This is a genomic window from Bacillota bacterium, from assembly GCA_012727955.1.
GTDB lineage: Bacteria > Bacillota > Limnochordia > DTU087 > JAAYGB01 > JAAYGB01.
Window position 1 is genome coordinate 100243 of the sequence record JAAYGB010000008.1, and the last position, 17612, is coordinate 117854.

A 17612-nucleotide genomic window follows, 5' to 3' on the forward strand; every position below is an offset into this window, starting at 1 on the left:
CAACGCTCCTCCTAACACCGGCCTGAAGGAAGCCTTACCTCTTTCGCTTGTTTTCCCTTCTGACCCTTACTCCTTCGACATGAACATTAACCTTCAGAACCTCTAATCCGCAACTGTTCTCTACGGCGTATTTGACTTGTTCCATGACGTTGTGAGCTACCTCAGAAATCTTAACGCCATACTCTACCACGATGTGCAGTTCGATTTCTACGGCCCCTTCGTGTAGGTAAACCTGAACTCCACGCTCGAGGTTTTCCCAGCCCAAGAACTCGGAAATTCCATCCTGCACATTGCGAGACGCCATACCAACCAATCCATAGCACTCAGATGCGGCTGTCCCAGCGATAATCGCAATCACCGACTCAGAGATCTCTATTCTACCTAATCCATTTTCCCTAGTGCTGGCCACAGACTTTCCCTCCCCAGTGTGTTTTTCGTCTTGGCCCTCCTACCTGCTCCTCAAGCAATCGCCGCAATTTGGGGTAGCGAACGCAATGACTGATATCCTAGATCATTCCAGTTATCAAATACGGATATTCTGTGTAGCGATGACAAAATCCTCTGGCTAAAGGGCCCGAAAACATCGATTTAGCGCCTGTTTCATCGCTTTGTCATAGGATCGCTTTTCCCAGCTGGTACTAAGTATCATCGCTGAATTTCCCCGGCTAACTAACTTTACCACTATTTTCAGTTCTAGTCATCAACAAAAGCAGGATAGAAGGCAGCTGCCCAGACCACCAAAGTCTATTATTAGTATGCCCTACCACAGCAAAAAGTGGTGAGGGTTCTTGCTGTCGTTTATTTTCACACATGACGCCAAGACTAAACACAAGGATCAAAGGGCGGATCCCGACGCCCTTATCCCCAACACCGGTGCTGTTGCTGGGTCCACTGGGTTTTGCCGCGCGATTCCTTCGTTTCCCGTTGGAGTTGCTTGCCAAACCTGCGAGCCTGTGTTAAAATTTAACCTGTGTTTGACGGAATGGGAGATGATTGCCAACAGCTGGTAATCATTTTCACTTTGAGAGATTGGTTGCCGGTGAGGAGGTGGAACCGTGGCAAGAGTTTGCGTTGTGTGTAATAAAGGTACTAGGACCGGAAACGCTGTGTCCCACTCGATGAGAGCCACTAAGCGGACTTGGCGTCCCAACTTACAGAAAATCCGTGTTACAGATAACAATGGAGCCACTCGTCGGGCTTATGTTTGCACCCGCTGCCTCAAGTCCGGTAAGGTTACCAGAGCTCTATAAAGGCTGGGGTTTTGGTCAGAGCGATAGGAGCTTAGCAGCCAAGAGCTCTGCATCCGATAGAATACTGAAAGATCAATAAAAGGACAGTCCCGAAATTCCTCTGGGATTGTCCTTTTTGCTATTTGTCCTGAAGATGAACCACCAAGAGCTTGCCTGCATGGATTTTCACCGTGGCTACACTTTCGATCATCCGGTTACTGTTTCCCAAGGAGGATCCAAAGGCTAGGGTTCCGTCCCGTAATTCATAGTACAAACCGGTAGTGAATATGCCGGAAACCTCTGGGGTCAGAGGAATCAGCGACACCCAGTCCCCAACTTGACCCTGAATCTCTATCTGTGAATCAATCACCTGCAGGCGCTGTCTGCCGGAAATAATCTGCACCTTGCGATGGGCTCCTTGGCTTAACATGAAGATATTACTGAGCATGTGATCCACTCTTCCGCCCAGCGCGCCCAAGATGACAATTTCCTCGACCTCAAGTCCCAGGGCGTAGTCTAGGGCCAGCTCCCCATCGGTCTGGTCCTTTTCCACGGGAAAGATGGATAGCTCAACGCCCCTGTTCTGGATCTGTTGCTGGAGGATCGGGGATATGGAATCCATATCCCCGATCACTAAATCCGGTACCCATCCTAACTCACCGGCGTGTTCGGTGCCTCCATCGGCACAGATGAGAAAGTCGTCACCTTGAAGCTGAAAATCACCGATATCCAGCTCACCGTGGAGCAGGATGACTGCCCGTTTGATCCCCGCCTTTACCTTCTTCACTCACTTCGCTCCTTTGACCACAAACCTGTGCGCATGATCACCAGCATAATGATGATGGTCAGAACCAGCTGCGGAACCAGAAAGGTTGCATTGTAGCCAATGGAGTAGGCCCAGACGTTTTGGCCCTCAGGAGCATAGGAAGCCCAAAAGATTACTCCCGCCAAGGTATGAATCACTAACCGACCGACACTAGCTACGACTATGCCAAGGATAGGTCGAGCTGAAAAAACCCCGGCTATTCCCAATACCGCAAAGGGCAAGGGATAATCCAACAATAACTGAAGGGGATGAATTACATAGGCATCGCCCAACAGGTTGAGAAGCCCCAGAACAGCTCCGGCCCAAGCAGCAGGTTTCCACCCCGACCGAAAGGCCAAATAGAAAAGGGGAACCATCTCCAAGGTAATGGAGCCCCCGTTGGGCCTCCGATACAAGCGAATCAGACTGAGGACAAAGGCAAGAGCTGCCGTTACCCCAATCTCCGTCAACATCTTCGTCTCCATTTTTCTCTTCACTAAAATAATACCCCCTGTGTCGGCCGCCGGACAGGCTCCCATCCCATCGGTTGCTAACAACACAAATGCCATCCCGTGATAGTGAAAGGATGGCATCGATAGTCAACTGTCCACCGCTTCCCTTCGCAGGCATTGTCCTAACAGGTTCTAAGGGTCAGGGATGAAAATCCCACTCTCAGCCAATAAGCTCCCCTAGCGGCCAATATTTATTTTTCGGTGATTAGCGTCATCACGACGGCAATCACATCCACAGACTACTTCGCTGATGGCAGAGAATATCCTGCTAGATCGGGACCCTCTTCTTAGATTATATGCCATCGCCCAGGAAAACCGGTCCTAAGAGAACCAAGAGCAAGGAGGGAAAGACAAACAGAAGTAAAGGAAACATGATTTTGATAGGTGCCTTGCCAGCCTCCCCTTCGGCAGTAGCTGACTGCTTCATTCGGCTTTGGTGGGCCACAACCCCCAAAATACTGCCTATGGAGGTGCCCAGCTTCTGTCCCTGAATTAGAGTAAGCACAAAGGAAGTCACATCGGGATGATCAAGTCTGTCGGCCAGGGACCTTAGTGCCTGTTCCTGGGATGTACCCAAGCGGATTTCCTGCAGCACTCGACCCATCTCCCGATACAATGGTCCCCGATCGGCAAAGCCAGCAACAACACCGAGGGCACCCTCAAAGGATAACCCCGCCTCGGTAGCAACCAGCATCAGATCAATTACCCGGGGCAAGGATTGCTGCACCTGTCCTTGCCGTTTTCTGTACAGGCTAGACAAATACAGATCCGGGACAAAGAACCAGATACAGCCGAACACCGCGGCCAGGATGAAGTCACCGGCTATCACTCCTAGAATGATACCCAGAAGAGCAAAGGATACCTTTGCACCCACCACCGTTGAATAGGACAAATTGCTTAACCCAGCCTTGAGGATTTGCTGTTCCACATCGGATTTTCGGGGCCACGAGAACCACCGAGTATAGTGCCGCCCTACCGAACTGGCCCAGGCCAGCAAGTAGGCTCCTAAATTGGGCCTCTGTTCCCTGTTACCCTGGACAAACCTCCTCCACCACTTGAGACTCAAGGTCCAGGCCAGGGATTGCACCACAGCGACGACAACTAGAGCTCCAGTGCAGGCAATCAGATATTTCATACCTATTCCACAGCCTTCCCGACTAGTAGCTCAACTGCGAAATTCGATGAACCATCACCAATCCCACCACCTCCAGGACTGCCGCCAGCCCAAGGAGCACTCTTCCCAGGGGCCGGTGAAACAAGGGAGCTACATATTCCGGCATCATTTTAGACATCACCATTAGCAAAATCACTGGAAGCAAAGCCACTACTACCGCGGTTAGCCGACCTTGGGCCGTCAAGCTGTGTAACTTGTCTGCCAGGCGATGGCGCTCACGGATGGTGGCAGCAACGGTTTCCAAGATTGCCGGCAGATTACCACCGGTCCTGCGCTGAATAGCTACGGCCATCACCACGGTTTCAAAGTCCTCAGACTCCATCTCCACAGCTAACTGCTCCATTGCCTCAGTCACGTCCACTCCAAGATTCACCCTGCTCACCATGGTCTCGAAGGCCGTGCCCAAGGGTTGGGGCACTTCTCTAGCCACCATCGCCAAGGCTTGCACCAGGCTAAATCCGGCGGTCATCGCATTGCCCACCAGACCTAATGCGTCGGGAAGCTGCTGCTCCATACGCTTTTTCCGTCGGGCTGCCATCCAGGCTTTCAGAAACCTCTGACCAACGAAGCCCCCAGCTCCCAAAAGCAAAGACAGGAAGGGGCTGGCCATGACCATCCCCATGACAGCCCCCACCAGCCCAAGGGTCACAGCCAAAACCCGGTCTCGACTTAGTTTAGCTGCCAGGGATAGGCCCCTGCGATCATGCCTAGTCCCGCTCCCTTGCCGATGCCCCTTCCTAGTTCTGGCTTCCATTAGCAATAGGCTCCAAAGCGCCAATCCACCGAGACTACAAAGCAACAACCGCATCATCGGGCAGACACCGAATCCCGTGTCTCGGCAGGCCAAGGCAATCCCATGGCAAGAAAGTCAGCCGCCGTTTGGCTGCGGGAACTGGTTTGAACAAAGTCTCCTTGTACACCTAACTCCTCATCATAGCCGGTCTGCTGGAACCTAAACAGCTCCCGGAGCATCACGTGCCCCTCCTCAATGCCCGTTACTTCAGCAATGGTCAAGACCTTCCGTGAACCATCTTTGAGTCGGCTTTGGAAGATTATCACATCGATGGCAGAGGCAATCTGTTCGCGAATTGCCCGCAGGGGAAGGTCCACCCCTGCTAACAAAATCATCGTCTCCAAGCGACTGACACAGTCCTGGGCACTGTTGGCATGGATCGTGGTCAAACTTCCATTGTGGCCGGTATTCATCGCTTGCAGCATGTCGATTACTTCATCGGAACGGCACTCGCCGACTATAATCCGATCCGGTCTCATTCTGAGGGCGTTCTTCACCAGTTCCCTGATAGTTACTTCACCCTTGCCCTCGACATTGGCAGGCTTGGCCTCAAGCCGACACACATGCTCCTGCATCAGCCTCAACTCTGCCGCGTCTTCGATGGTCACAATCCTCTCATCGGCGGGAATAAACCCCGACAAAACATTGAGCAGAGTTGTCTTTCCCGAGCCGGTACCTCCGGCAATAATGATGTTTTTCCGAGCCAACACACAACACTGAATAAACTGGGCCATGGCGTCGTTGAGAGAGCCCATCGCGATCAGATCGTCGACGGTAAAGGCCTGACGGGCAAACTTGCGAATGGTCAATATGGGGCCATTGAGAGCCAGTGGCGGAATAATGGCATTGACCCTGGAACCATCGGGAAGCCTTGCGTCAACCATGGGACTACTTTCATCGATTCTTCGGCCCAGGGGCCCGACAATTCTTTCAATTACTTGCGACACTGCCATATCGCTGGCAAAGGTCAACGGCGTCTTCTGCAATTTCCCCTTAGTCTCGATATAGATCTGTTGACTTCCATTGACCATAATCTCGGTCACAGAGTCATCGGCTAGCAAGGCCTCTAGGGGTCCCAACCCCAGTATCTCATCGGTCAACTCAGCGATTAGGTTGTTCCTTGCCTTTTCAGATAGCGCCCCCTCCTGCCCTTGTAATTCCCTCAGGCAAAGACGGCGAATCTCATCTCGCAGCTCCTGGCTGGCCGACAACTCCTCCCATGGCACAGACAGATCCCACTGAGAGGCTAACAACTCCTGGACTATCCTCTGGTGCAACTGAGACTTTAGTGCCGGAACCCCGGCAGCCGACGACAGCGGGGTTCCTTCCTCGTCACCACGCCTTCTCAAGTTTCTTCGTCGTCGTTTGCGTCTCCGGTATTTTTCCAGGAGGGAGACGGATTTTGCCGGTCGAGGCGAGACCGCAAGTTCTTGAGTTAGATAGTCAAGACTGCGCACAATGGCCGATTTTCCATAGGTTCGAGAGAAAAGGCATCGCTTCTCCAAAGCAGTGGCCAGCAGGTCTTCATCTTCATTGGCAACCTCAAGGGATTCCACCTCCAACACCCTTTTCACCTGAGCCGCCACCTCCGACGCGGTGGACTCGGGAACTCGATTGACCACGCAAGTGATGGGACCCACACCTCCGGCCGTCAATTCCTGCAGCTGTAGAGCTGCTGCCCGCAGTGACAGGGGGCTCGGGGTCGTAACCAGGGCCAATCGATCGGTCAAACTTAGGGCAGACATGATCGGCAAACTCAACTCGTGGCCGAGATCTAGGACTATGTAGGGGTAAATTTGACTAAGCAAGTGGATCAGCTTTTCCACATCGGCGCAGGTTGTTTGCTGCCAGACAACCTCGTCTGCCGGGCCTGACAGATGATGAATCTTCCCATCGGCAGCGGTTACCATATAATCGGCAATGGCTTGCGTTTGCCATAGACTTTGATCCTGCCAACACTCCGTTACCGAACGACCTACTTTGATTCCCAGAACTGCCTCCATGGTCTTACCGGGATCCCAGTTCAAGGACAAGATGCAAACTGCTTCATCGCTGTGATCGCACAAGAGTCCCGCGAAGCCTGCGGCCAGAGTGGTAGTGCCCACTCCACCCTTAGCCCCCAGCCAGCCGATAATCCTTCCCAAGGTCAACACTGTCACCTCCGGCAATTTGTAGCTCTGCCTAGCTTTCCTACGGACCAGTGATACTGGGAGTCAAGATGATAACCAAATCTGACTGACTCGATTGATACTGCTCAGAGCGAAATAGCTGTCCCAAGATGGGCAAACTCCCCAACAATGGTACTTTGCTGATCATTTTCCGCTGCTCTTCTCCCAACAATCCACCAATGACAAGGGACTGACCGCTATCCATAAACACCTGAGTCTGTGCCTTGCGGACTCTGACCGCTGGAATTTGCACTCCATCGATGACTACGGCATTGTTCCAGTCCAGGAGACTAACTTCTGGTTCAAGCTGGACACATATTTTGTCCCCAACCAGTTCTCCAGAAACACTGAGCTTGACTCCATAGTCCCGCCATTCAATGACAGTCTCTTCTTCCGCCTTAACAGGAAGAGGAATTTCTCCTCCGGCGAGAAAACTTGCAGTTTCACCGGAGGTAAAGACCAAGGTAGGAGCCGCCAGGGTACGTACTTTACCCTCTGCTGCCAGAGAGGTGAGGCTGGCCGTCAGTTCTCTGTTACCTAAAGTTAGGGGAACACTAACCGCCAACTCTCCCTCGGCAACCTGTAGCGCCCAAGAAGATGGAGGGGCACTATCGGAGGTAGCAAACCAGTTGACTCCAAGCTCTCGCAGGCTGGTGTCCTCAATTTCCACCACCCTGACCTGGACCTGAATCTGAGGCTTCACCGCAGACACCTGAATGGCACTAACCACTTTGGGAACCAACTCTTCTGCTAAGGATAGGATCCTATCCCTTTCCGCCTGGGAGCACTGTCCCGACAATAACACCATGTCATCGACATAGGCCGCCTCTACTCCTTGTGGAAGAACGCCATTTAGATACTCCTGAACCCTCTGGTCGATGCCATCGCTGACAACGGATAGGGCATCAAGCCACTGGGGATGAAGGTTGGAGATCACCTTGGCGACGTGGTCGTAGGTGGCCCGGGAGACCTGCCCCATGGCCAGGACCTCGCCCCCCTCAAGGTACAAGACCTCAACGCCAGTTTCTGCCAATAGCTGCTCAAGAGGTAAGCCTGCTTTCAGGGCTTTATTTTGCACCCCAACGGCATTAATGACAGGGTAGTCTAGGACATCGACCAGCTGCTGCAATCGCTCCCGCTGTCCCTCTCTGGAAACGGTACCCAGCAAGATGACGGCTGAGTCCAGGGGCTCCACAACTACTTGCTCATACCCCCAGGTCTGGATAATTCGATTCAGTGTCTTGACAATTGACCTTTGGTCTATCCTTGGCTCCTTGGGCGATTGCACCAACAGACCATTAATCACCTTCGGCGCAAAGGCAGCGGCGATCTTCTCCGCCACCTCTGCCCGTTCCGGGCAGCTAACCTGACCATACAGTAACAGGCCTTCATCCACTACCTCGAGCTTTACCTCCGGCATCGCCAGAATCCGGGACAGGCGGGACAAATCGATACCGCCTTCCTGGCGCTGGTGATCTAACTCCCGATTCTTTCCCAACTGCCAGATCCTAGCCGGGGCAACTTCAACACCGTCTACTACAGGACCATATTGCTCCGCGGCCTTGCGCAGGGCCATCCTTTCCGCTTCGCTATCTACAGCCCCCCGGAGAACTAGCAAGTTGCCCACCCGCTGAACCCAAGCCCGAGCAAGACCCAGCTCAACGGGAAGCCGCAGTGCCTCTTGCCAGCTTTGATCCTCTACCGCCACCATCATGACGGGGGTCAATCCCAGGTGAGTGGCCAGCTCCTTGAGTGCAGGGATATCCTCGGCCACAGCTACCGTGCCGCGGATCAACAAGACATTCTCAGCCCGCTGGAACTCTAGCTGGGGAAACAAGGAGCTGGTCAGCCGGGCAAAGGCCCCTTCCGCCGCGGCATAACTGGATTCTGCCGTAGTTGCCTTGGTAACGGTTAAGTCCAGTGTATCGGGCCACAGGGTTTGTAAGGCTTTTTCCAGCATCGAGCGACTTGACTGATCGACTTCCCCGGAGACAATCAAGGTAGTGCCTACCCATGTAAACTGACAATCTGAGCCAACTACTTGCATCAGTTCCTCCAGCGACGGGCGGGGCTTGGGTAAGACATTGACCCGGGAACTTATCCGATCATCCCCCGTCCAGACAACCAATGTCGTTGACCCAAAGCCCTTGCCATTGAGAAGGAACTCATCCCGTCCAGACACCACCACATCGGCTACAGTCTCATCGCCGACAGCCACGGTGGTCAACCCCGGCACAGGAAAGACCTGGGACTCACCGACGATGAGCTCAATTTCTCCTGGCAGACTACTGGCTTCCGCCCAGCTGCCGGCAATCGCTATCAAGAGACTGAGACAACTAATCAGTCTCCACAACGAAGACCTGAGAACCCCGGATGACGGTAATATCATGTCTCCCTCCCCTTCTTGCCTCTTCTTTCTGCGATGGCACTGCTGGGGTCCCGTCTAACTGGAGCAGTGACTCCAGGGTTATCGCCGAAGTCACCCTCCCGGCTAGGGAATCAGCGGCTGATCCCAAGGAAACTACCCGCAGCTGACCAAAGGCGTCGGCCAGTGCCAAGCGATGGACGGTAACATCATCCACCGACAGAACCAGCTGAGTGGTCTCCGAAAGGCCAGGATAAGACAAAGGCGCCCCCTCACCGTAGTCACTGCCTAACACATCGACTACCTCGACTTGACTGGCAATCACTACACTCTGCTCCGAAGCATCGATCCGGGCGGGGAAGATCCCGATGATATCCACCAACTGTCCCCGCTGGAGATGACGGGCCTGGCGGGTCGGAACAGAAACGACAAAATGCTTACCTCCTGGCAAACCGGAGGAATCCCCCTCCCGCTGGTCATCCTCATGGGCAGCAAATTCTAGATGGTCTCTGGTGAGCACCGAACCCGCCGACAAGTCGGTGGCGGTAATCATCCCTGCTACCACCAATCCATCGATCCAGCCCAGGGGCAATTGCGCCACCGGCCGAGTCTCCAAGAGGATGTGATCCCCGGTGATTGTAGTCCCCGCGGCCACATCCTCGACCAACACTGCAACCCGAGCTACCACCCCTTCTCCCGTCGACTCCAGCTGAGCCAGGTAAAAGTAGAGCATAACCGCAAAGACCAGAGCCAACACTCCCGCTACCCAGGGTTTTCGTAGGTAGGACGGAATTCCGCGGATCAGAAGGGAAGAGGCCATGGCAACTCATCTCTGATGTCAATCTCAGGCCCGGCAAAGGTATAGCCCATAATCACCGTTCCTTCTGGACCGCTGATTGCCCCAAGAAAACACACGTGGCGCTCCCGGAAGTAGACGCCAAAATCGAAGTCGGTAATTTCCCCCAGCGATTTAAGTACCTCCCGGTCCCCCCCGAATATCTGGTTAAAGCCATGCCCCATGTCCTTCAGCCGTGTTGCCGCATCCTTGAGGAGTTCAGGATTCAGGAAGGGAAGCCCCACCCAACCCTCTTGAGCCAATCGTTGCCGATACCAATGAGTGACAGCCGCAAAACTATCTCCAGACTTCATCATGACTAAGGTTGCTTCGTTCAGAAACCCACTCCGGTTGGGAGGTCCCTCGACGCGGTCTAAAACGATTTTTAGCACGTCAGAGCCCCGTGGATAGATAGGCAGCACCAACCTCTGCAGGTACTCTTGCGGTGGAGTCAGATGGGTACCATTTCCGGCAATGACCGTCTTTACCAAGGAGACAATCTTATCATCGTCATCGACATCGTCGTAGTCGGGGTAGCTATCCGGCGGGAGTATGGCCCGCAGTTTCGGGTCGTGATCCGGATTGGCATACACCTGCCATTCAATGGTGTATCCAGGCCCCTTAGCCCGCCGGGAGTCCACCACTATGTAACGCATTACTTCCTTCGCCTCTTCCAGAGACAGCGGCTCGGTCAGATAGGGATCCTTTTTTGCTTGCTCGTAAATGTATTCCGCATTCTCCTCCACCCAATCATAGGCTTCTACCCGCAGTGCTCCACGGGAAAAGTGGTTTCGCCAATGGCGGGCCGCCCTTTCTGCCGGTATGGTCATGGGCATCCACAACTCATATCGCCAGACATCATCCTCGAAAAACCAGCCACCCACCGAGAAAAGCATCCCATCGGGGTGAGGTAAGTCCACGCCTAAGGGTGCTGCCATGAGTGCCTCGAAGGTTAAGCACAAAGCTATCCCCAGCGGGAAAATAAGTCTACCAAGGTACCGAGCAATGGAACACCATAAGCGTCGGATTTCATTTCTTCCCGGAGAGCTACCTTTTCTCCCAGTAAATGCTGAAACATGGGCATAACGGGAAAGTCGCAAGATATCACCACCCGATCCATTGAAAGAGTTCGTCTGCACACCACTTCGTAGTGCAGTCCCGGCAACGCAGAATTACTGTTGAGGAAGTTCTCGACCTGGCTAACGGCCTCACCCGCGGTCCGGCTAGCCACCAACCGAATACCTTGTCTAGCTGCCATCGCCATCAGAATCTTGGTGTGGACAATGGCACCAAACTGAATCATCGCAAAGATGACAAACAGCAGCAGCGGCAACACTATGGCCATTTCAACCAAGGCCTGTCCATTCTCGCTCCCTGCCCTCAGACTCAACAAGAGCCCTCTCCCCTTTGTTGCTGAAATTGTCATGCCCAGGGCTAATCTTTTTCTTTGTCCTTCTCCTTGTTCTCCTGATTGAGCTTCTCGCCGAAATAATTCCTCACCCAGTCCACCCCCTCCCCAATGCCACCGGCATGGAATTTGACCAGGCTCGCCTTGAAGTCAGGCCAAACCAAGCCGCTACCGTGGACCGCTGACTCCGAGATTGCCACCATCACCCCACCCCTATCGGACTTGTCCCTCAACTTACTAAGCAGGGGTAAAGGTTGTCTAACCGCAGCCCCACCCATAATTATGAACCGCTTGCCGTAGGGTAAGTTATGAGTTCGTCGCTGGGCGTCCACCATGTACTCCTTCCAAAACATCCACCAACGCTTTTTCGGCTCTCTCACCTCAAGATCCGGCATCGCCACCCCTCCGAGGAAATTCAACGGCACTACCACCGCGGCTCCATTGCGAAGCCCTGTTTCCGTCGCGACGAGAATGGCCAGGACAGGAGCGCTGGCGACTACCATGATCTGCGCTTGTTTCGCCATCTCCCTGTGGGCAGGTTCGGTGGCCGAAACACGGGCCCAATTAAGCTGCACTACTAAGTTCAAACAAGAAGCTAGACAGGCTCCGCCGGCTTGGGCACTGGCGTCCACGGCATTGGCTAGCCGAATCTTAGCGACCATGGTCTCCCCGAGATAGTACACCATCACCGTGGCCAGCATCAGTACCGCCACTGCCACCGCGGCCATCACCATCACTTGCCCATCTTTAGCTGTAATGATCTTGCTAATCATAGGAAAAACCGTCCCAAATGCCTTAACCCGGGGATGGACTCGAAGAACCGACCGAAGATGTTGCTAGAATACATTCTGGCGTTTTCCTGGGGCAGCGAATAGGTGACCTGACTCTGTCCCGTAGCATCCTCTACCATGGACAGCTGCAGACCAAACCAACTCATTTGGCCTGAGAAAACTCGCTTGACGGTGCTGAGTAACCAGGGCTGCGTACGAGTGACGGTGACCACAATGTCCTTGCCCTGCTTCTTTACCGATCCCGTCAAGATCAGACCGCGAACTCCCGAGCCCCAACCGTTGATCACTCTCGCTACAGGAAGTAGATAACTTGAGGATGGATTGTGTAACACTGCTCGGCGGGCCTCCTCGTAGGCACCGTACTTGACCAGCATCCCATCCAGCAGATGCAAACTCATGGCAAATCCTCCCCACAGGACTAACATCACTACCGGCAAGGCAATCACGAACTCCAGCACTCCCACTCCCTCTTCCGAGCGCCAACCGTACACAGCAATTGCCACCTCCGTTAGCGTGATACCCCCTGAAGACTAAGGATGATAATCCCACACAAGCTGATCCAGAATCCCAGGGGAACACTAATTCCCAACACCTGGCCTTCCATACCCAAGGCGCAGGATGCCATCCGTCGCAATAACTGTTTCACCTGGCCCCGTTGCCGGGCAATTATCAGCACATGGATGCCGGAGACTATGGCACCCCATACCGCAATCCGCAGAGCAACTTCTAGTGGCACCAACACACCCAAGCAAGCCAGGAGCTTGACATCGCCTCCTCCGATGCCTCCCCAGCGATACACCACACAGAAGGGCAAGGCCAGGACAAAGCCTCGAACCAAGGCCCCAAAGCCTGCCAGCCAGCCACCATCGGCAAGGTTCAGCACCAGCCCCAGTATGAGCACCGGAGCTAGGACCCCATTGTAGATCCGCCGATACCGCCAGTCAGTATACGCGACGATGACCAAAAACCCCAGGGTCAACAGCCATAGTCCATCGAAACCACCTGCCTCACTCCCGAACTCTCCAGGGATGGAAAAAGGGGCAAAGCCAATGGCCCTGCCCCTCCAAAAGGGTGCCGAATACCGTTGCTCCATGCCCCAGGTTAACACACCAGCCATGCCCTTCGAGAGTTATGTGATTTTTTGATTTTTGTTAGATAGTCAACAACCCAACTAAGTATCAACTTACGCCATCGTCAACCGCCGATGGTTTCAGCTAACTGAAGGAACTTCCCCGATATACTGCTTCCCAGAACGCGGACGGCCCCCAGACCCACTACAGCAATCAGTGCCGTCAGCAGTCCGTACTCGGCCATGCTTTGTCCGCTTTCGTCCTGCCACAGTTCTCGGAGAAATGCTCGCATCATCCTACCCCCTTTCCCCGTGAACTAGCACCCTTATTGGCAAAGTAAATCTGTATTTAACTAGAACACATTAACGTAGTAAATCAGCTCTAGAATCATGCGGTCACACATCTTCAGTAGTACCCCCTTCATCTTCTCCGACCACAAGACAAAGGGAATTGCCACCACAGCCAGAAGCAAGGCGTATTCAGCAACACTTTGCCCCCCTTGGTCCAGCAACAGCGAGGCTGCAGAGACCTTTATTCTTGCCATCGCCTTCGACCTCTCTTCTTCTGGGTTCAACCACATTATACTCGGTGCGCCGTACATAGTCAAGCGGAATTTTACTTTTTTTCGCAAAAAAATGCTCGGCTGGACTTCTCGTCCTCCGCCGAGCGTTACTAGCAGCGCTTTCTTGTTACTGGTTCCCTTGACAGGCGAAACGCAGATCAGCAATGGTGCGATCCCGATGGGCGCTGCGGAAAATCGAGGAACCTGCTACCAATATGTTGGCTCCCGCTTCAACCACCAATGGAGCTGACACCAGGTCAATTCCCCCATCGACCTGAATGTCCACCTGCAGCTTCCGCTCCATAATTATTCTCCGCAATGCCCTAATCTTGGAAACCATCCCAGGGATAAACTTCTGGCCCCCAAAGCCAGGATTGACGGTCATGATCAGCACCTGATCAAGGTCCTCCAGGATATACTCCAGGACGTCCAAGGGTGTTGCCGGGTTTAGGGCAACGCCAACCCTAACGCCCAGAGCCTTGACCAATCCCACAGAGCGGTGCAGATGAATGCAGGCTTCCGCTGACAGAGTCAAGGCAGTGGCACCGGCCTTAACAAAATCCTCAACATAACGATCGGGATCGGCAATCATCAGGTGTACATCCAGGGGCTGATCCGTAAACTTGCCAATGGCCTCTACAACTCCTGGACCGAAGGTGATGTTGGGAACAAAGTGTCCATCCATCACATCAATATGTAACATGTCCGCTGCAGACACCGATGCGATCTCTTCTCCGAGCCGCATAAAATCCGCAGCCAGCAAAGAGGGGGCGATTTTGACATCGGTCCCCCTCGAAGCATTATCTGAGTTAGTATCTGTTTTCTTCATATTCGATTAACTCCTCCAGCAGAGTCACATAGTTAGCATAACGACTCTCGGCTATGTGATGTTGCGCCACCGCCTCCCGCACAGCGCAATCCGGTTCCTTGTAGTGAAGGCACCCAGAGAATCGACACTGGGGTGCATACTTACCAAACTCAATGAACAGTTCTTGGAGCCGGGCTCGTTCCATCTCCGGCAGTTGCAATTGACTGAATCCCGGAGTATCCGCCAAGAGTCCACCCTTGGGCAAGGGAAGCAACTCCACGTGACGAGTGGTATGCCGGCCTCTGCCTAACCGCTCACTCACACTACCGGTCGTCAGATTCGCCCCGGGCAGGATGGCGTTAATCACCGACGACTTACCCACTCCAGACAACCCAGCGAGCATAGAAATCTTGCCGACCAGGGCATCGGTGAGTTCTTCCACTCCTTCTTTACTCTTGGCACTGGTCAAAAGCACAGGATAGCCTATCGACCAGTAGATGTCAACTAAGCGTCGAGCCTCATCGGTCAACCCTTGATCTACCTTGTTAAACACCAGGATAACCCCGAGATGGGAATCCTCTGCCAGTACCACCAACCGATCGATTAGGGTCGGCGAGGGATCCGGCTGGGCCACCGATTGAACAACCACCACTTGGTCGACGTTAGCCACAGGGGGCCGAATCATTTCGGAGTGACGAGGGAGAATCTCCTCAACGACCCCCTCCTCCCCATCCTCCAGGGATACCTCGACCCGATCTCCCGGCAATACTCGCCGCTCACCCAGGCGTAGGCGACCCCGAAGGCGACATACCACTACCTCATCTTCGCCGTCAATTAGCACTGAATAGAAACCGCCAACACCTTTTAGTATGACGCCCTTGGGCAAACAATCACCTCACCCTCTTACGGAAATGCCTGCTCCGATACCAGTCGATTGCCGATGTAAACCTGGATTCTCGCGTCGCCACCTTGGCCACTGACCTGGCGAGTGACCACACTGCCACCCTTATGCACACCACGATAGGCCTCCCTGGCTCCCAAGTCATCGATCACCAGGATGACAACCTCGGTGTCTGGTCCCGGCGGGATTACAACCTGTACTTCAGCCTGTTGGAAAGAAGGTTCACCGCCAGTGGTTTCCCTTGCCTCGAGCTCCTCCTCAGCCTCAGTTTCCGGCTGCTGGGGCTCTGGCTCACCGATCTGATCCTGGGGAGGCAGCTGTTCATCCTCCCTACCACTGGGTTCTATGGGCAGTTCAGGCTCTTGTGGTGCTTCTTCAACGGCCCCTTGCCCCGGCTCCTCATCCCGGTCTTCGTCATCGGGTTCTTCGATCCCGTGGCCCTGATCCTCGTGGAGCTGGGTACCGGGACGACCTAAGCTATAGACAAAATCCACGGTATCTCCCGGGGCAACGGTGGTTCCCGGCGCCGGGTTTTGAGAAATTATGTGCCACCGGGGAATCGATATTGAGGTATCGCCCCAAGCGTTACCCAGGACCAGTCCCAATTCAGCCAGACGCTCCTTGCTGGCCTCCAAGGTCATGTTCCGAAAATCCGGAAGGGTTAAATTACCTGTAGTAACTCTCTCACTACTGACACTGATGTTTACCGCCGAGCCCTCCTCGAGATAGGAGCCGGCCTGGGGTTCTTGGGCAATCACCTGATCCAAGGGCGCCTCAACCCCAACCACAGGAGTTTCAATGCCCACCACTAGCCCCGCCTGCGTAATGCGCAAGCGAGCATCCCGCACCGTTAATCCCACTAGCGAAGGCACTTCCACCATTCTAGGTCCTTTGCTCACAGTGACAAACACCGTGCGATACATCTTAATCCGTCGATTAGGACTGGGATCCTGGTTGAGAACCTGTCCCGCGGGAGCCTCGGTACTGTAAACCTCTCGTTCCACCGCAAGCTTCAGTCCATGCCTTTCCAACAACTCCCGGGCCTCGTTCTGCGTCCTTCCGACGACGTTGGGCACAACTACCTCTTCGGGAAAAATCAACTGGGGAATCTTGGTGGCGCCCCAGATCAACAGCCCAATAAACAATAGGGACAGCAGGACAATCGAACGCACCCGCCCCTTGCGACGCACTGGTCGTGTCTCCTTTGGTGGTTCCTCGTCCCTGATCCGCGTCTGGGCCTTGGTTTCATCGCCCAACCTATGGATCATCGTGCGACCAGTGGTCTCGGCAACGGACTCAATCAAGGTAGTGGCCTCCACTTCCGGTGACGCCATTCCCGGGTGTCTGCCAGTAGTGGTCAAGGATTCTGCCACCCTTTGCAGATCTTGCAGCATCTCGGAAGCAGTCTGATAGCGCTCCTTTAGATCCTTGGCCAACGCCTTGACAACGATTCTGTCTAGTTCCCGCGGAATACTGGGATTCAGCTGCCGAGGAGGTTTGATCGGCTCCTGTACGTGTTGCAGGGCGATGGCTACCGGCGTATCCCCAGTAAAGGGCAAGGTTCCCGTGAGCATTTCATATAACAACACACCCAGGGAGTATAGGTCCGACTGCTTTGTCGCCATCCCGCCTCTGGCCTGCTCCGGGGAAAAGTATTGGGCAGTTCCCATCACAAAACCAGTCTGAGTCAATTCAGAATAACTTGCTGCCAAAGCGATACCAAAATCCGTTACCTTGACCTGATTATCTTCGGTGATAATTATGTTATGGGGCTTAATGTCCCGGTGGACCAAATGATGACGATGTGCGTGCTCCAGGGCCATGGCCACTTGCTGGGCAATATGGACAGCAGTGCCCAAGGGAATCGATTGCCGGCGAATGATGTCCTTGAGGTTACGGCCTTCCACATACTCCATGACAATAAAATACACGTCATCTTCCTGACCCACATCGTAGATGTTGACTACGTTGGCATGGGACAGACTGGCAGCGGCTTGGGCTTCCCGGCGAAAGCGCTCGACGAATTCCCGATCACCGGCGTACTGCTCCCGCAGCACCTTAACCGCGACAAGACGACCCAGGAGCATATCCTTCGCTTTGTAAACCAAGGCCATGCCGCCTGCGCCAACTTTCTCTAGTATCTTGTATCGATTCGAAAGGACCTTCCCCAGCAAATTCGTCACCTCATACC

The 17612-nt window shown here is 54.0% G+C and carries 19 protein-coding genes and 1 riboswitch; of the genes, 1 reads left to right on the top strand and 18 read right to left on the bottom strand.

The annotated features are described in order from the left end of the window. Positions 1–34 precede the first annotated feature (34 nt). Complete coding sequence (locus tag GX030_02520; GenBank protein ID NLV91255.1) at positions 35–409, bottom strand: Asp23/Gls24 family envelope stress response protein; 375 nt, start codon at positions 407–409, stop codon at positions 35–37. 646 nt (positions 410–1055) lie between these two features. Between GX030_02520 and GX030_02525 the strand changes: the two genes are divergently transcribed. Next, complete coding sequence (locus GX030_02525) at positions 1056–1250, top strand: 50S ribosomal protein L28 (protein NLV91256.1); 195 nt, start codon at positions 1056–1058, stop codon at positions 1248–1250. Between the two features lie 118 nt (positions 1251–1368). On the opposite strand, the gene GX030_02530 is transcribed toward GX030_02525, so the two are convergent. The 17 genes from GX030_02530 to pknB form a co-directional block, all read right to left on the bottom strand. After that, positions 1369–2016, bottom strand: coding sequence for a thiamine diphosphokinase (locus GX030_02530; GenBank protein NLV91257.1), 648 nt, complete (start codon positions 2014–2016; stop codon positions 1369–1371). After that, the gene (thiT, locus tag GX030_02535; GenBank protein NLV91258.1) at positions 2013–2519 is read right to left on the bottom strand and encodes an energy-coupled thiamine transporter ThiT; all 507 of its coding nucleotides are present in this window, start codon (positions 2517–2519) and stop codon (positions 2013–2015) included. Before thiT ends, GX030_02530 begins: the two co-directional genes overlap by 4 nt. Before the next feature lie 113 nt (positions 2520–2632). Further along, positions 2633–2735: riboswitch (TPP riboswitch) on the bottom strand. Positions 2736–2838: 103 nt separating this feature from the next. Continuing rightward, the gene (locus tag GX030_02540; protein ID NLV91259.1) at positions 2839–3681 is read right to left on the bottom strand and encodes a type II secretion system F family protein; all 843 of its coding nucleotides are present in this window, start codon (positions 3679–3681) and stop codon (positions 2839–2841) included. A gap of 22 nt (positions 3682–3703) precedes the next feature. After that, positions 3704–4531 carry a hypothetical protein gene (locus tag GX030_02545; GenBank protein ID NLV91260.1) on the bottom strand — a complete coding sequence of 276 codons (828 nt, stop codon included), beginning with the start codon at positions 4529–4531 and terminating at the stop codon, positions 3704–3706. Further along, entirely contained in the window at positions 4528–6258 is a 1731-nt protein-coding gene (tadA, locus tag GX030_02550) for a Flp pilus assembly complex ATPase component TadA (GenBank protein ID NLV91261.1), read from the bottom strand. The genes GX030_02545 and tadA overlap by 4 nt, the downstream gene beginning before the upstream one ends. A gap of 445 nt (positions 6259–6703) precedes the next feature. Next, positions 6704–9070: a hypothetical protein gene (locus GX030_02555; GenBank protein NLV91262.1), complete on the bottom strand. Its 2367-nt coding sequence runs from the start codon at positions 9068–9070 to the stop codon at positions 6704–6706. Continuing rightward, positions 9018–9800, bottom strand: coding sequence for a hypothetical protein (locus tag GX030_02560; GenBank protein ID NLV91263.1), 783 nt, complete (start codon positions 9798–9800; stop codon positions 9018–9020). The genes GX030_02555 and GX030_02560 overlap by 53 nt, the downstream gene beginning before the upstream one ends. Positions 9801–9847: 47 nt before the next feature. After that, complete coding sequence (locus GX030_02565; GenBank protein NLV91264.1) at positions 9848–10819, bottom strand: hypothetical protein; 972 nt, start codon at positions 10817–10819, stop codon at positions 9848–9850. A gap of 26 nt (positions 10820–10845) precedes the next feature. After that, the gene (locus tag GX030_02570) at positions 10846–11271 is read right to left on the bottom strand and encodes a pilus assembly protein (GenBank protein NLV91265.1); all 426 of its coding nucleotides are present in this window, start codon (positions 11269–11271) and stop codon (positions 10846–10848) included. A 44-nt stretch (positions 11272–11315) separates the two neighbouring features. Beyond that, positions 11316–12062, bottom strand: a complete 747-nt coding sequence (locus GX030_02575) for a hypothetical protein (protein NLV91266.1) — start codon at positions 12060–12062, stop codon at positions 11316–11318. Further along, entirely contained in the window at positions 12059–12571 is a 513-nt protein-coding gene (locus tag GX030_02580; GenBank protein NLV91267.1) for a pilus assembly protein, read from the bottom strand. The genes GX030_02575 and GX030_02580 overlap by 4 nt, the downstream gene beginning before the upstream one ends. Before the next feature lie 17 nt (positions 12572–12588). Continuing rightward, positions 12589–13197, bottom strand: coding sequence for a prepilin peptidase (locus GX030_02585; protein ID NLV91268.1), 609 nt, complete (start codon positions 13195–13197; stop codon positions 12589–12591). 77 nt (positions 13198–13274) lie between these two features. Then, positions 13275–13442, bottom strand: a complete 168-nt coding sequence (locus tag GX030_02590) for a Flp family type IVb pilin (protein NLV91269.1) — start codon at positions 13440–13442, stop codon at positions 13275–13277. Positions 13443–13502: 60 nt separating this feature from the next. Beyond that, positions 13503–13694, bottom strand: a complete 192-nt coding sequence (locus GX030_02595; protein NLV91270.1) for a hypothetical protein — start codon at positions 13692–13694, stop codon at positions 13503–13505. Positions 13695–13839: 145 nt separating this feature from the next. Continuing rightward, on the bottom strand, positions 13840–14541 hold the full coding sequence (locus tag GX030_02600) for a ribulose-phosphate 3-epimerase (GenBank protein ID NLV91271.1): 702 nt from the start codon (positions 14539–14541) through the stop codon (positions 13840–13842). Further along, positions 14522–15406, bottom strand: a complete 885-nt coding sequence (gene rsgA / locus GX030_02605) for a ribosome small subunit-dependent GTPase A (GenBank protein NLV91272.1) — start codon at positions 15404–15406, stop codon at positions 14522–14524. The genes GX030_02600 and rsgA overlap by 20 nt, the downstream gene beginning before the upstream one ends. 17 nt (positions 15407–15423) lie before the next feature. Continuing rightward, the gene (gene pknB, locus GX030_02610; protein NLV91273.1) at positions 15424–17595 is read right to left on the bottom strand and encodes a Stk1 family PASTA domain-containing Ser/Thr kinase; all 2172 of its coding nucleotides are present in this window, start codon (positions 17593–17595) and stop codon (positions 15424–15426) included. Positions 17596–17612: the final 17 nt, after the last annotated feature.

What these genes read in the sequence shown, in the direction of transcription:
- GX030_02575 (NLV91266.1), bottom strand. Translation starts at nt 12,062, where the DNA reads ATGATTAGCAAGATCATTACAGCTAAAGATGGGCAAGTGATGGTGATG.
- thiT (NLV91258.1), bottom strand. Translation starts at nt 2,519, where the DNA reads ATGGAGACGAAGATGTTGACGGAGATTGGGGTAACGGCAGCTCTTGCC.
- GX030_02585 (NLV91268.1), bottom strand. Translation starts at nt 13,197, where the DNA reads ATGGCTGGTGTGTTAACCTGGGGCATGGAGCAACGGTATTCGGCACCC.
- GX030_02565 (NLV91264.1), bottom strand. Translation starts at nt 10,819, where the DNA reads ATGGCAGCACCCTTAGGCGTGGACTTACCTCACCCCGATGGGATGCTT.
- GX030_02545 (NLV91260.1), bottom strand. Translation starts at nt 4,531, where the DNA reads ATGATGCGGTTGTTGCTTTGTAGTCTCGGTGGATTGGCGCTTTGGAGC.
- tadA (NLV91261.1), bottom strand. Translation starts at nt 6,258, where the DNA reads ATGTCTGCCCTAAGTTTGACCGATCGATTGGCCCTGGTTACGACCCCG.
- GX030_02540 (NLV91259.1), bottom strand. Translation starts at nt 3,681, where the DNA reads ATGAAATATCTGATTGCCTGCACTGGAGCTCTAGTTGTCGTCGCTGTG.
- GX030_02590 (NLV91269.1), bottom strand. Translation starts at nt 13,442, where the DNA reads ATGCGAGCATTTCTCCGAGAACTGTGGCAGGACGAAAGCGGACAAAGC.
- GX030_02600 (NLV91271.1), bottom strand. Translation starts at nt 14,541, where the DNA reads ATGAAGAAAACAGATACTAACTCAGATAATGCTTCGAGGGGGACCGAT.
- GX030_02555 (NLV91262.1), bottom strand. Translation starts at nt 9,070, where the DNA reads ATGATATTACCGTCATCCGGGGTTCTCAGGTCTTCGTTGTGGAGACTG.
- GX030_02595 (NLV91270.1), bottom strand. Translation starts at nt 13,694, where the DNA reads ATGGCAAGAATAAAGGTCTCTGCAGCCTCGCTGTTGCTGGACCAAGGG.